The organism is Paracoccus sp. (in: a-proteobacteria), from assembly GCF_030538755.1.
Taxonomy (GTDB): domain Bacteria; phylum Pseudomonadota; class Alphaproteobacteria; order Rhodobacterales; family Rhodobacteraceae; genus Paracoccus.
Map to the genome: position 1 here is coordinate 30,366 of NZ_JAUNTJ010000005.1, position 12,739 is coordinate 43,104.

Below are 12,739 nucleotides of genomic sequence, written 5' to 3' on the forward strand. Positions count from 1 at the left end.
ATAGCAGCCCCGGCGACAAGCCGCAAAGATGCGATCCGTCGCAGGCCGCGCCACAATCAGCGCGGCGACACCGCGAATGCCGGCATCGCCTTGCCCGCCGCAACCGCCGCCAAAAAGCCGCGCGCGCAATCCAGCGCCTCGCGGATGGTGACATCCATATCCAGATAGCGATAGGTGCCCAGCCGGCCCACAAAGGTCACGCCCGGCGTGGTTTCGGCGAGGGCAATGTAATCGTCCAGCAAGGCTTTTTCCTGAACCAGACGGATCGGGTAATAAGGAATGTCATCCGGCCCCGCCGCCCGGCTGAATTCGCGGTAACAGACGCTGCCCTGATGGCTTTCCCACGGGCTGAAGTGTTTGTGTTCGGTGATGCGGGTAAAGGGCACCTCGCGGTCGCCGTAATTCATCACCGCGCAGCCCTGATAATCGCCGTCATGATCGAACCGTTCGAAATCCAGCGTGCGATAGCCCAGCCGCCCCAGCCTGAAATCGAAAAACCCGTCCAGCGCCCCTGACCAGAACACATGATCCACGCCGTCGCGCATATCGGGGGCAAAGGGCGTATCCAGATCGACGGTGATGCCGGGGTGATCCAGAATCCCCGCGATCATGTCGGTATAACCGTCGCGCGGCATCCCCTGATATTTGTGAAAGAAGTAATTGTCGTCGTAATTGAACCGCAGCGGCAGGCGCTTCAGGATGCTGGCGGGCAGGTCGCGCGGCGAACAGCCCCATTGCTTTTCGGTATAGCCCTTGAAGAACGCCTCATACAGCGCCGGGCCGACAAAGCGCAGCGCCTGATCCTCGAAGGTTTGCGGATCGGTGATCGAACGGTCGGCCTGTTCGTTTTCGATGAAATCGCGCGCCTCGTCGGGGCGCATGGTGCGGTTGAAGAACTGGTTGATCGTCAGCAGGTTCACCGGCAGCGAATAGACCGCGCCCTGCGTGGTGGATTTGACCCGGTTCTGGAACGGCATAAAGGCGGCAAAGCGGTTCACATAATCCCACACCTCGGCATCGTCGGTGTGAAAGATATGCGGGCCATAGACATGCATCATCACGCCGGTTTGCGCATCGCGTTCGGTGTGGCAATTGCCGCCGATATGGCTGCGGCTGTCGATGATGCGGCAGTTGTGCCCCGCCTCGGCCAGCGTGCGCCCGATCACCGCGCCCGACAGGCCCGCGCCCACCAAAAGAATATCCATGCCATCCCCCGTTCTGTCCGGCGGCTCCCCCGCCCGTTCCAAGCGGGGGCGACTGTGGCGTAATGGCGCGCAAAGAGCAATCGCCGCCGCGCCAATCCCCGCCCCGGCCAGCCGGGCGGCGTTTCAGGATCGTTGCCTGACCGCGCGGCGGGGTGTATCCAGCGCGGATGGCAAATAAAGGGTCAATATGTTTTCCTTTTTCGATGCTCCGGGCCGGTTCTGGCGTGGCAATCTGCATGGGCATTCCGACAGGTCCGACGGGCTGCTGTCCCCGGCCGAGGTCTGCCGCCGCTATGCCGCGCAGGGCTATGATTTCACCTGCGTGACCGACCATTTCATCGGCTTTTTCGGCTATCCGATGACCGACACCACCGGGTTTCGCCACGACGGCTTTACCACCCTGATCGGGGCCGAGCTGCATTCCGGCGCGATGGAAAACGGCGAGCTGTGGCACATTCTGGCCGTCGGCCTGCCGCCCGACTTCCCCCCGCCCGAGGCACCGGATTTTTCCGCCCATCCGGGGATGGAAACCGGCCCGCAGATTGCGCGCCGCGCGCGCGAGGCGGGGGCCTTTGTCGCCATCGCCCATCCGCAATGGTCGGGGATGACGCTGGCGGATGCGCGCAGTCTGGAATCGGCTCATGCCGTGGAAATCTACAACCACGGCTGCGGCAATTGTCTGGATCGCGGCGATGGCGGCGGCATCGCCGATCTGCTGCTGTCCGAGGGGCGCGATGTCATGCTGATCGCCACCGATGACAGCCATTTCACCGAACCCGACCATTTCGGCGGCTGGGTCATGGTCAAGGCCGCCGAAAACACCCCCGAGGCGCTGCTGGCGGCGCTGAAAGCCGGGCATTTCTATGCCTCGCAAGGGCCGGAACTGCGCGGGATCAGCCTGTCGGATCAGGGCGTCACCGTGGAATGCAGCGCGGTGCGCAGCGTCATCGTGCAGGGGCAGGGCAGCACCGCCGCCGCCGTGCATGGCGACAGCCTGACCCGCGCCACGGTGCCGCTGTCACGGCTGCGCGGATCGGGCTGGCTGCGGGTAACGGTGATCGACGCCGCCGGGCGGCGGGCATGGTCGAACCCGTGGCGCCCGCAGTAAACGGCATCACCGCAAAAATCGCCGCTTAACCGGATCGGGCGCGGCGGGCCAGACCATGGCACGGCCCGCGCGCCCGATCATCGCGCCCCCGCCCTTCAGACCGCCACAACCCGCGCCGCCGCATCCCCCACCGGGCCAAGCGGCGCGGCAAAGCAGGCCGACACCCCGCCCGGCGTCGCGACCGGCGGCGGCAGGTCCACCCGGCAGCGGTCCATGACCAAGGGGCAGCGCGGGTGAAAGGCGCAGCCCGGCGGCGGGTCGATGGGGTTGGGGATCTCGCCGGTGACAGGCGTGCGCCGCTTGCCCGACATGGCCAGATCGGGCACCGCATCCAGCAGCATCCGCGTATAGGGGTGCTGCGGCGCGCGGAACAGTTCCTTGCCGCCCGACACCTCGACCAGACGGCCCAGATACAGCACGCCGATGCGGCTGGCCATGTGGCGCACCACCGACAGATCGTGGCTGATGAACAGATAGGTCAGCCCCAGTTCATCCTGCAAATCGCGCATCAGGTTCAGGATCTGCGCCTGAACCGACACGTCCAGCGCGCTGGTGGGTTCGTCGCAGACGATGAATTCCGGCTTTGACGACAGCGCGCGGGCAATGGCGATCCGCTGCCGCTGGCCGCCGCTGAATTCATGCGGGAATTTGGCGGCATCCGCTGCCGACAGGCCGACGGTTTCCAGCAGGCGGGCAACTTCGCGCCCGATTTCGGCGCCGTGGGCGGTGCCAAAGGTGCGCATGGGTTCGGCGATGATCCGGCCCACGCGCCAGCGCGGGTTCAGGCTGGCAAACGGGTCTTGGAAGATCATCTGGAACCGGCGGCGCAAGCGGCGCATCTGCGCGGGGCTGGCGGCGGTCAGGTCGTTGCCGTCAAAGACGATCCGCCCTTCGCTGGCCTTGACCAGACCGACCAGCATCTTGGCAATCGTCGATTTGCCCGAGCCGGATTCGCCCACCAGCGCGAATGTTTCGCCCTTGTTGATCTCGAACGACACATCGGCGGCGGCGGTCAGAAAGGCGCGGTCCTGCCGTTCCAGCACCCGGTTCAGCCACGGTTTCGACACGTCAAAGCGGCGGGTCAGCCCCTGCACCTGCAAAAGCGGCTTATCCATTGCGCACCTCGTCATAAAGCCAGCAGGCCACGCGGCGGCCATGGCCCCGCTCGATCGGGTCGGGGCGTTCGACGCGGCAGCGGTCGAACACCCGGTCGCAGCGCGGGTTAAAGGCGCAGCCGGGCGGGATCGCGTTCAGGCGCGGCATCGCGCCGGGGATCTGCACCAGCCGGTCGGATTCCTGCGCCAAGGTCGGGATCGAGCCCATCAGCCCGCGCGTATAGGGATGTTCGGGCCGCTCGATCACGTCATGGACCGGGCCGATTTCCGCGATCCGGCCCGCATACAGCACCGCCACCCGGTCGGCGGTTTCGGCGATCACCCCCATGTCATGGGTAATCAGCATCACGCCTGCACCGCGTTCGGCTGTCACCTCTTTCAGCAGGTCGATGATCTGCGCCTGAACCGACACGTCCAGCGCGGTGGTGGGTTCGTCGGCGATCACCAGCTCCGGTTCGGCGGCCAGCGCCAGCGCGATCACCACCCGCTGCCGCATCCCGCCGGAAAAGTGATGCGGGTAATCGTCGATCCGCCGCGCCGCCGCCGGGATGCCGACGCGATCCAGCAGCGCAATGGCACGCTGCCGCGCCTCGGACGCCGAGACGGGCAGATGGGTGCGGATGGTTTCCGTCAACTGCCGCGCCACGGTATAAAGCGGGTTCAGGCTGGTCAGCGGGTCTTGAAACACCATGCCGATGCGGCGGCCACGCAGGCGGCGCATCGCCTCGGGCGGCAGGTTGTCGATGCGCTCGCCTTGCAAGTGGATTTCGCCGCCCGCGACACGGCCCGGCGGCTCCAGCAGGCCGATGATGGCCGCGCCGGTCAGCGATTTGCCCGCCCCGGATTCGCCGACGACGCCCAGCACCTCGCCCGCGGCAATATCAAAGGACACGCCGTCGATGGCGCGCAGGATACCGCGGCGGGTCGGGAATTCCACCACCAGATCACGGACCGACAACAGCGGCGTGGTTTTTGCGGACTCAGACATCAGCGCAACCTCGGGTTCAGGGCATCGCGCAGCCAGTCGCCCAGCAGGTTGACCGACAGCGACAGCGCCAGCAAGGCCAGCGCCGGGAACAGCAGAATCCACCACTCGCCCGAGAACAGATAGCCCTGCCCGACCCGGATCAGCGTCCCAAGGCTGGGCTGCGTGGGCGGCACGCCGACGCCAAGGAAGGACAGCGTGGCCTCGGCGATGATGGCCAGCGCAAGGCCGATGGTGGCGATCACCAGCACCGGGCCCATGACATTGGGCAGGATATGCGTCACCGCGATGCGGGCGGGATGCACGCCGATGACGCGGGCGGCCTGAATATATTCCTTGTTCTTTTCCACCATGGTCGCGCCACGCACGACGCGGGCGAACTGCACCCAGTCGGACAGGCCGATGGACACGATCAGCACCCAGATCGCCATCTGATCGCGCATCGCAGGCGGAATAAAGCCGCGCGCCACGCCAAAGATCAGCAGCGCAATCAGGATCGAGGGGAAAGACAATTGCACATCGGCGATCCGCATCAGCAGGTTATCCACCCAGCCGCCGCGAAAACCCGCGATCAGCCCCAGCCCGATGCCCAGCACCATGGCAAACAGCACCGCCGCAAAGCCGACGAACAGCGAAATCCGCGCGCCGTAAAGGATAGTGGACAGGATGTCGCGGCCCTGATTGTCGGTGCCCATGATATAGGTGTTGCCGGTGAACTCGTTCGGTTGCATCGGGCGGCTGAACCCGTCCATCAGGTTCAGGCTGGCGGGGTTGAACGGGTCATGCGGCGCGATCCACGGCGCCAGCACGGCGGCCAGAATGATCGCCACCGCCACCAGCGCCGCCATGATCGCCACCGGCGAATGCCGGAACGACCACATCACATCGCTGTCCCACATGCGGGCAAGTCGGGATTGTTCGGACATCTTGCCCCCTTAATGCGCTGACGCGCGATCCACGCGCAGGCGCGGATCGACGGCGTAATACAGCATGTCAACGATCAGGTTGATGACGACGAACACCAGCGCAATCATCATCAGATAGGCCGCCATCACCGGCACATCCACCGCCTGAACCGAGTTGATGAACAGCGCCCCCACCCCCGGCCATTGGAACACGGTTTCGGTGATGATGGAAAAGGCGATGATCGACCCCAGTTGCAGCCCGGTGATGGTGATGACCGGCACCAGCGTGTTCTTCAGCGCATGGCCGAAATGGATCGCGCGCTGCGACAAGCCGCGCGCGCGGGCGAATTTGACGTAATCGGTGCGCAGCACCTCCAGCATTTCGGCGCGCACAAGCCGCATGATTAACGTCATCTGATACAGGCCCAGCGTAATCGCCGGCAAAATCAGCGAGGCCCGCCCGGATGGCGTCAGAAAGCCGGTCGTCCACCAGCCCAGCCGCACGGTTTCACCCCGGCCAAAGCTGGGCAGCCATTGCAGTTCCACCGCAAAGACCCAGATCAGCAGCACCCCGATCAGAAATGTCGGCAGCGACACCCCGATCAGCGAAACCGTCATAATCAGGTTCGACAGCCAGCCCTTGCGGCGCAGCGCCGTATAGATGCCAAACCCCACCCCGCCAAGAAACGCCGCCGTGCCTGACACCAGCGCCAGTTCCAGCGTGGCGGGCAGGCGCGACAGGATCAGCGGCAGCACCGGTTCGCGCAGCCGATAGGAAATGCCGAAATCCCCCTGCACGGCGCGGGTGATAAAGTGCCAGAACTGCACGACAAACGGATCGTTCAGCCCCAGCTGGTCGCGCAGCGCGGCACGGTCGGCGGCGGATGCCTCTTGTCCCAGCATGGTGGCGACCGGATCGCCGACAAAGCGGAACAGCGCAAAGGCCACCAGCGCGACGGCCAGCATGACCAGAACGGATTGCGCCAGCCGCCGGAGGGTAAATGCAAGCATGGATGCCTCGGATCAGAAAGGGGGCCACGCGGCGGTGGCCCCGTTCGCCTGGGTATCAGGTCTTAGTCAAAGGAAACCGCTGGAATCCGCGGCTGGTTTTCAGGATGAACGGCGATATTGACGCCCTTGCGGGTCGCATAGGCCAGCACCTGATTATGCACATTCAGCAACACCCGGTCTTCCTGAACCTTGTTCCAGATCTCGTTGATGGTGTTGTTGCGGTGCGCCTCGTCCACGTCCGAGGACAGGCTGTCGATCTTTGCATCCACATCCGCATCGGAATAGTTCGAGGCGTTCCAGCCACCCAGTTGGTCGGTCTTGCTGTGGATCAGGAAGTCGAACACATATTGGCTGTCGAACGGCGGCACACCCCAGCCCATCATGAAGAAATCGGCCTCGCCATTCTGGACGACGGGGAAATGCAGGCTGCGGTTTTGGGCAACCAGATTGGCGCGCACGCCGATGCGGCCCAACATGCCGACATAGGCCTGACAGATCGCCTCGTCGTTCAGATAGCGGTCGTTGGGGCAATGCAGATCAAGGCTGAACCCGTTGGGATAGCCCGCATCGGCCAGCAACTGCTTGGCGCGGTCGTAATCCGGTGCCGCATAGGCGTTCAGTTCCTCGGTCCAGCCGTTGGCAAAGGGCGGCACGGCAACGCCCGAAGGATCGCTTTGCCCGCGCATCACCACCTGCCTGATCGCATCACGATCCAGCGCCAGCCAAAAGGCTTCGCGCACCTCGGGCTTTTTGAACGGGTTTTCCGTGGTATCGCCCGAACGCAGCTTGTCCGACCCCATGTCATAGCTGAAATAGATCGAACGGTTTTCCGGCCCGGTGGTCACGGTCACGCTGTCGGTCTGTTCCAGACGCTGGATGTCCTGCACCGGCACATCCTGCACAAAGTCGATCTCGCCCGACAGCAGGGCGGCGACGCGGGTCGCGGCCTCTTTGATCGGGGTATAGACGATTTCCGTCACCGCGGGCGTTTCGTCCCAGTGACCGTCGAAATGGGCCAGGACGGTGCGCACCTCGGGGTCGCGGCTGACCAGCCTGTAGGGGCCGGTGCCGTTGGTGTTGCGGACGGCAAAGTTATCCTCGCCGGCGGCAAAGTTCTGCGGCGCGACGACGTTGTTTGCCTCGGTCCAGCCCTGATCCACCATGAAGGTGTTGGTCAGGTTCTGCGGATAGATCGGCGCGGGGCCGTTCATCCTGATGCGAACGGTGTAATCGCCATCCGCCTCGACGCTTTCCACGGCAGCGTGCAGCGCCTTGAAGTCAGAGGTTTCAGCCTTGGCCCGGTTCAGCGAAAACACCACATCCTCGGCGGTGAAATCGGCGCCATCGTGGAATTTCACCCCCTCGCGCAGCTTGAACACCCAGATCGACGGGTCTTCCGGGTCCACCGACCATTCCGTCGCCAGACGCGGGGTCAGCGTGCCGTCCACATCGCGGCCCAGCAGCGTTTCATAGACATTGTGCAGCAGGGTCAGCGTCGGGCCTTCGTTCTGGGCGTGCGGGTCCATGGTCAGCGCATCGGCGCTGCGCGCCCAGCGCAGCGTTTCGGCCTGCGCGGCCCCCAGCGTCAGCGCCAGAGCGACCGCCGTCGATGCGGCCATGCGCGCGGATATGGTCATCATTTCCTGTTTTCCCTGTTGTTTGTTTACGCAACCGTCATGCTAGGCCCAAAGTGCCATCCGGGCAAGCAGGCGGGCCACGTTCCCGCGCGTCAGGCGCTGGTCCAGCCCTGTTCCACCACCGCCTCCATCGCGACGAAACTGGAACTGGCGGCGACATGCGGCAGGGCCGAGATCTTTTCGGCCATCACCTGCCGGAATTGCGCCATATCGTGCGACCGCACCTTCAGCAGGTAATCAAAGCCGCCCGCGATCATGTAACATTCCTCGATTTCCGCGATCCGGCGCACCTGTTCGTTGAACTGCGCCAGCGCCTTTTCGCGGGTGTCGCTTAGCCGGACCTGCATAAAGGTGACATGGGTCAGCCCCAGCTTCAGCGGCGACAGCATGGCGCGATAGCCGGTTATCAGGCCCATCTCCTCTAGCTGGCGGATGCGCAGGGCGACGGGGGTTTTCGACAGGCCGACCTTGCGCGCCAGCTCGCTGATCGGGATGCGGGCATTGGCGACCAGTTCGGCCAGAATCTTGCGGTTGGTCGGGTCAAGCTGGTCGGTCATGGCTGAAAATGCCCGTAATTATGGTTGGTTCGACTGCAATAATGGCCCGCTTTGGTCACATCGTCCAGCCATGCCGCGCTATTGTGTCGCAAACGGGGAACCTGCCATGACCGATCTTGCCGCCTTTACTCTTGATGCCAAATTCCGCGACGAACCGGCGCTGCTGGATGATCTGATCGCCCGCGCCGCCCTGCCCGCCGATCTGCGCGCCCGCATATCGGCCCGCGGCGCCGATCTGGTCCGCCGCATCCGGGCCGAGGCAAAACCGACGCTGATGGAACATTTCCTGGCCGAATACGGCCTGTCCACCCGCGAAGGCGTGGCGCTGATGTGCCTGGCCGAGGCGATGCTGCGCGTCCCCGACGCCAGCACCATCGACGCGCTGATCGAGGACAAGATCGCCCCCTCTGACTGGGGCCGCCATCTGGGCAGCGCGTCATCGTCGCTGGTGAATGCCTCGACATGGGCCTTGATGCTGACCGGCAAGGTGCTGGACGACGACCAGCCCGGCATCGCGGGCACGCTGCGCGGCGCGATCCGGCGGCTGGGCGAACCCGTGATCCGCACCGCCGTCGGCCGCGCCATGCGGGAAATGGGGCGGCAGTTCGTGCTGGGCCAGACCATCACCGACGCGCTGACCCGCGCCCGATCGCGCGAGGCGCAGGGCTTTACCTACAGCTACGACATGCTGGGCGAGGCGGCGATGACCGCCGATGACGCCGCCCGCTATGCCCGCGATTACGCCGATGCCATCGCCGCCATCGCGCGGGCCTGCGACAAAGGCTCGGTTCAGGCCAACCCCGGCATCTCGATCAAGCTGTCGGCCCTGCATCCCCGATACGAGGTGGCGCAGGAACCCCGCGTCATGGCCGAGCTGGTGCCGGTGGTGCTGAGGCTGGCGCAGCAGGCCAGGGCGGCGGGCATGGGCCTGAACATCGACGCCGAGGAACAGGACCGGCTGGTGCTGTCGCTGCGGGTGATCCGGGCGGTGCTGGCCGACCCCTCGCTGGCGGGCTGGGACGGGTTCGGCGTCGTGGTGCAGGCCTATGGCAAGCGCGCCGGGCAGGTGATCGACTGGCTGCACGCCACCGCCACCCGGCTGGACCGCCGCATCATGGTGCGGCTGGTCAAGGGCGCCTATTGGGACACCGAAATCAAGCGCGCCCAGGTCGAGGGCCTGCCGGGCTTTGCCCTGTTCACCAGCAAGACCGCCACCGATGTCAGCTATATCGCGCTGGCGAAACGGCTGCTGGGCTATGCCGACCGCATCTATCCGCAATTCGCCACCCATAACGCCCATACCGTCGCCGCCGTGCTGGAAATGGCGGGCGACACGGCGTTCGAATTTCAGCGCCTGCATGGCATGGGCGAACGGCTGCATGACATCGTGCTGGCGGAAACCGGCGGGCGCTGCCGCATCTATGCGCCGGTGGGGGCGCATCGCGATCTGCTGGCCTATCTGGTGCGCCGCCTGCTGGAAAACGGCGCGAACAGCAGTTTCGTGCATCAGATCGTCGATGAAACGGTCAGCCCCGACACCATCGCCGCCGATCCCTTTGCCGCGCTGGCGGATGCCCGCCCCCCCGCCAGCCTGCGCGCGCCCGATGCGATCTTTGGCGCAGAGCGGTGCAATTCGGCGGGCTTTGACCTGACCGACGCCGACACGCTGGCGCGGATCAACGCCGCCTGCGACGTGGCCATCCCCGATGCCGCGCCGGTCACGGTGACGCCGGCGCAGGGCCAGCCGCGCCCGGTCGTGAACCCCGCCACCGGCGCGGTGGTGGCGCAGGTGCAGGATGCGACGGCGGATCAGGCGGCGCAGGCCATCGCCGACGCCCGCCCGTGGGATGCCGCCCCCGCCGATCGCGCCGCCGTTCTGCGCCGCGCCGCCGATCTGTATCAGGAAAACTTTGGCCCGATCTTCGCCGCCCTGACCGCCGAGGCGGGCAAGACCCTGCCCGACGCCGTGGGCGAGCTGCGCGAGGCGGTGGATTTCCTGCGCTATTACGCCGCCCAAGGCACCGCGGGCGGCACCGGCACGCCGCGCGGCATCATCACGGCGATCAGCCCGTGGAACTTTCCTCTGGCGATCTTCACCGGCCAGATCGCGGCGGCGCTGATGGCGGGCAATGCCGTGCTGGCCAAACCGGCCGAGCAAACCCCGCTGATCGCCGCCATCGCCGTGCGGCTGCTGCATCAGGCCGGAGTGCCCGCCCCCGCGCTGCAACTGTTGCCCGGCGAGGGCGCGACGGTGGGCGCGGCGCTGACCGGCGATGCGCGGATCGGGGGCGTGGTGTTCACCGGCTCGACCGAAACGGCGCAGACCATCGCCCGCAGCATGGCCGACCACATGGCCCCCGGCACGCCGCTGATCGCGGAAACCGGCGGGCTGAACGCGATGATCGTGGACAGCACCGCCCTGCCCGAACAGGCGGTGCGCGATGTGGTGGCCTCGGCCTTCCGCTCTGCCGGGCAACGCTGCTCGGCCCTGCGCTGCCTGTATGTGCAGGACGACATCGCCCCGCAGTTGATCGACATGATCCGCGGCGCGATGGAGGAACTGCGCCTCGGCGATCCGCGCGATCTGGCCACCGATGTCGGCCCGGTGATCGACGCGGCCGCGCAGGCCGACATCGCCGCCTATCTGAGCGCGCAATCGGGCCGGGTGCTGCACCAGATCACCGCGCCCGCGCAGGAACAGGGCCATTTCATCGCCCCCACCCTGCTGCGCGTGGATGGCATCGACGATCTGACCCGCGAAGTCTTTGGCCCGGTCCTGCATGTCGCCCGCTTTCGCGCCGGTGATCTGCCGCGCGTGATCGCCGCGATCAACGCGCGCGGCTATGGGCTGACCTTCGGGCTGCACAGCCGCATCGACACCCGCGTGCAGCAGATCGCCGAGGCGGTGCATTGCGGCAATATCTACGTCAACCGCAACCAGATCGGCGCGGTGGTCGGCAGCCAGCCCTTTGGCGGCGAGGGGCTGTCGGGGACCGGGCCAAAGGCGGGCGGGCCGCTGTATCTGCCGCAGTTCAGCGCCCCCGATACGGCCCCCGCCCTTGACCCGACCCCCGCCCCCGATGCGACCACGACAGGCGGCTGGACAACAGATGCCGACCTGGGCGCACTGGCCGCCCGCCTGACCGGCGGCGACCCGCCGCGCCTGTCCGAAACCCTGATGCCCGGCCCCACGGGCGAGCTGAACCGGCTGGCCACCTATGCCCGCCCGCCGGTGCTGTGCCTTGGCCCCGGCCCGCAGATGGCAGCGGCGCAGGCGCAGGCGGTGCGCGATCTGGGCGGGCAGGCGGTGACGGCGGATGGCGCGATCCCGCCGCAGGCGCTGCGCGATCTGCCCGGCCTGTCGGCGGCGATCTGGTGGGGCGACACCGCGCAAGCCCGCGCCTATGCGCAGGCACTGGCCGCGCGTCAGGGTGCCATCACGCAACTGCTGACCACCGCCCCGACCCCGGCGCAGGTGCTGCACGAACGGCATCTCTGCGTCGATACCACCGCCGCAGGCGGCAACGCGGCGCTGCTGGCGGGTTAGCGGTTGCAACGGGGCATCTCAGGCAAATCGCCCGCGATGCCCCGCTGCAATAAAAAATCATGGTATCAATAGCTTAAATCAGCCCGAAACAACGCCCGGCAGCCATATAGTGGATGCGCCGCACCGCGACGGTATCGGCCAGATGATGGTCGAACCGCGCCGTGCGGCATTCATCGGCCAGACAGGGCACACCCTTGTCCGCATCACGGCCCCGCGTCTGTTCGACCACATCGAAATAGCGGCACCCCAGCCGCGCCGCCATCTGCGCCAGCCGGTCGTTAAAGGCCAGATGCATCCGGTTCTGTTCGGCTTCGGTCAGGATCATCGGCAGAACCCGCCTTTCGGCATGTGCCCGCCGGATCGTCCCGGCATCGCTGATGATCCGCGACACATAGCGGGCCGCAAAACCGCACGGGTGCAGCGCGGTCAGGTTCATGCCCGGTTCATCCCCGCGTGTGCGGGGAACAGGAACCCATTCCCGAAGGGTGGTATAACGTCGCCGGTTCATCCCCGCGTGTGCGGGGAACAGCATCCCCGATGCGTCCGCGACCACCAGGGCTTCGGTTCATCCCCGCGTGTGCGGGGAACAGATTGACTGTGAAGACCCCAAAGGGTTCCACGTCGGTTCATCCCCGCGTGTGCGGGGAACAGAAAGGTTCGTGACCTGTC

General features: G+C 66.1%; 10 protein-coding genes and 1 CRISPR repeat array (1 of these 11 running past the window's edge). Of the genes, 2 read left to right on the forward strand and 8 right to left on the reverse strand.

Going from position 1 to position 12,739, the window contains the following annotated elements; translation table 11 throughout:
- Positions 1 to 56: 56 nt before the first annotated feature.
- Positions 57 to 1,205 carry a UDP-galactopyranose mutase gene (locus Q4G14_RS04460; protein WP_303360531.1) on the reverse strand — a complete coding sequence of 383 codons (1,149 nt, stop codon included), beginning with the start codon at positions 1,203 to 1,205 and terminating at the stop codon, positions 57 to 59.
- A 187-nt stretch (positions 1,206 to 1,392) separates the two neighbouring features.
- Between Q4G14_RS04460 and Q4G14_RS04465 the strand changes: the two genes are divergently transcribed.
- Entirely contained in the window at positions 1,393 to 2,313 is a 921-nt protein-coding gene (locus Q4G14_RS04465; protein WP_303360532.1) for a PHP domain-containing protein, read from the forward strand.
- 95 nt (positions 2,314 to 2,408) lie between these two features.
- Here the strand turns inward: Q4G14_RS04465 and Q4G14_RS04470 are convergent, their stop codons facing one another.
- From Q4G14_RS04470 to Q4G14_RS04495, 6 genes are all read right to left on the reverse strand, one after another.
- Entirely contained in the window at positions 2,409 to 3,428 is a 1,020-nt protein-coding gene (locus tag Q4G14_RS04470) for an ABC transporter ATP-binding protein (protein WP_303360533.1), read from the reverse strand.
- Entirely contained in the window at positions 3,421 to 4,416 is a 996-nt protein-coding gene (locus tag Q4G14_RS04475; RefSeq protein WP_303360534.1) for an ABC transporter ATP-binding protein, read from the reverse strand. The genes Q4G14_RS04470 and Q4G14_RS04475 overlap by 8 nt, the downstream gene beginning before the upstream one ends.
- Positions 4,416 to 5,339, reverse strand: coding sequence for an ABC transporter permease (locus tag Q4G14_RS04480; RefSeq protein WP_303360535.1), 924 nt, complete (start codon positions 5,337 to 5,339; stop codon positions 4,416 to 4,418). The genes Q4G14_RS04475 and Q4G14_RS04480 overlap by 1 nt, the downstream gene beginning before the upstream one ends.
- A gap of 9 nt (positions 5,340 to 5,348) precedes the next feature.
- Entirely contained in the window at positions 5,349 to 6,329 is a 981-nt protein-coding gene (locus Q4G14_RS04485; RefSeq protein ID WP_303360536.1) for an ABC transporter permease, read from the reverse strand.
- A gap of 62 nt (positions 6,330 to 6,391) precedes the next feature.
- On the reverse strand, positions 6,392 to 7,969 hold the full coding sequence (locus tag Q4G14_RS04490; RefSeq protein WP_303360537.1) for an ABC transporter substrate-binding protein: 1,578 nt from the start codon (positions 7,967 to 7,969) through the stop codon (positions 6,392 to 6,394).
- Positions 7,970 to 8,058: 89 nt separating this feature from the next.
- Positions 8,059 to 8,523: an Lrp/AsnC family transcriptional regulator gene (locus Q4G14_RS04495; protein ID WP_303360538.1), complete on the reverse strand. Its 465-nt coding sequence runs from the start codon at positions 8,521 to 8,523 to the stop codon at positions 8,059 to 8,061.
- Positions 8,524 to 8,629: 106 nt separating this feature from the next.
- On the opposite strand from Q4G14_RS04495, the gene putA reads away from it, so the two are divergent.
- The gene (putA, locus tag Q4G14_RS04500) at positions 8,630 to 12,070 is read left to right on the forward strand and encodes a bifunctional proline dehydrogenase/L-glutamate gamma-semialdehyde dehydrogenase PutA (RefSeq protein WP_303360539.1); all 3,441 of its coding nucleotides are present in this window, start codon (positions 8,630 to 8,632) and stop codon (positions 12,068 to 12,070) included.
- Between the two features lie 73 nt (positions 12,071 to 12,143).
- Here putA and Q4G14_RS04505 read toward each other — a convergent pair whose 3' ends face one another.
- On the reverse strand, positions 12,144 to 12,506 hold the full coding sequence (locus Q4G14_RS04505; RefSeq protein ID WP_303360540.1) for a hypothetical protein: 363 nt from the start codon (positions 12,504 to 12,506) through the stop codon (positions 12,144 to 12,146).
- 3 nt (positions 12,507 to 12,509) lie between these two features.
- A CRISPR array of direct repeats spans positions 12,510 to 12,739; the repeat unit is 29 nt; unit sequence CGGTTCATCCCCGCGTGTGCGGGGAACAG (it continues 287 nt past the right edge of the window).

Bases quoted from the DNA above. Each gene is read 5' to 3' on its own strand.
- Q4G14_RS04460 (WP_303360531.1), bottom strand. From the start codon at position 1,205: ATGGATATTCTTTTGGTGGGCGCGGGCCTGTCGGGCGCGGTGATCGGG.
- Q4G14_RS04465 (WP_303360532.1), top strand. From the start codon at position 1,393: ATGTTTTCCTTTTTCGATGCTCCGGGCCGGTTCTGGCGTGGCAATCTG.
- Q4G14_RS04470 (WP_303360533.1), bottom strand. From the start codon at position 3,428: ATGGATAAGCCGCTTTTGCAGGTGCAGGGGCTGACCCGCCGCTTTGAC.
- Q4G14_RS04475 (WP_303360534.1), bottom strand. From the start codon at position 4,416: ATGTCTGAGTCCGCAAAAACCACGCCGCTGTTGTCGGTCCGTGATCTG.
- Q4G14_RS04480 (WP_303360535.1), bottom strand. From the start codon at position 5,339: ATGTCCGAACAATCCCGACTTGCCCGCATGTGGGACAGCGATGTGATG.
- Q4G14_RS04485 (WP_303360536.1), bottom strand. From the start codon at position 6,329: ATGCTTGCATTTACCCTCCGGCGGCTGGCGCAATCCGTTCTGGTCATG.
- Q4G14_RS04490 (WP_303360537.1), bottom strand. From the start codon at position 7,969: ATGATGACCATATCCGCGCGCATGGCCGCATCGACGGCGGTCGCTCTG.
- Q4G14_RS04495 (WP_303360538.1), bottom strand. From the start codon at position 8,523: ATGACCGACCAGCTTGACCCGACCAACCGCAAGATTCTGGCCGAACTG.
- putA (WP_303360539.1), top strand. From the start codon at position 8,630: ATGACCGATCTTGCCGCCTTTACTCTTGATGCCAAATTCCGCGACGAA.
- Q4G14_RS04505 (WP_303360540.1), bottom strand. From the start codon at position 12,506: ATGAACCTGACCGCGCTGCACCCGTGCGGTTTTGCGGCCCGCTATGTG.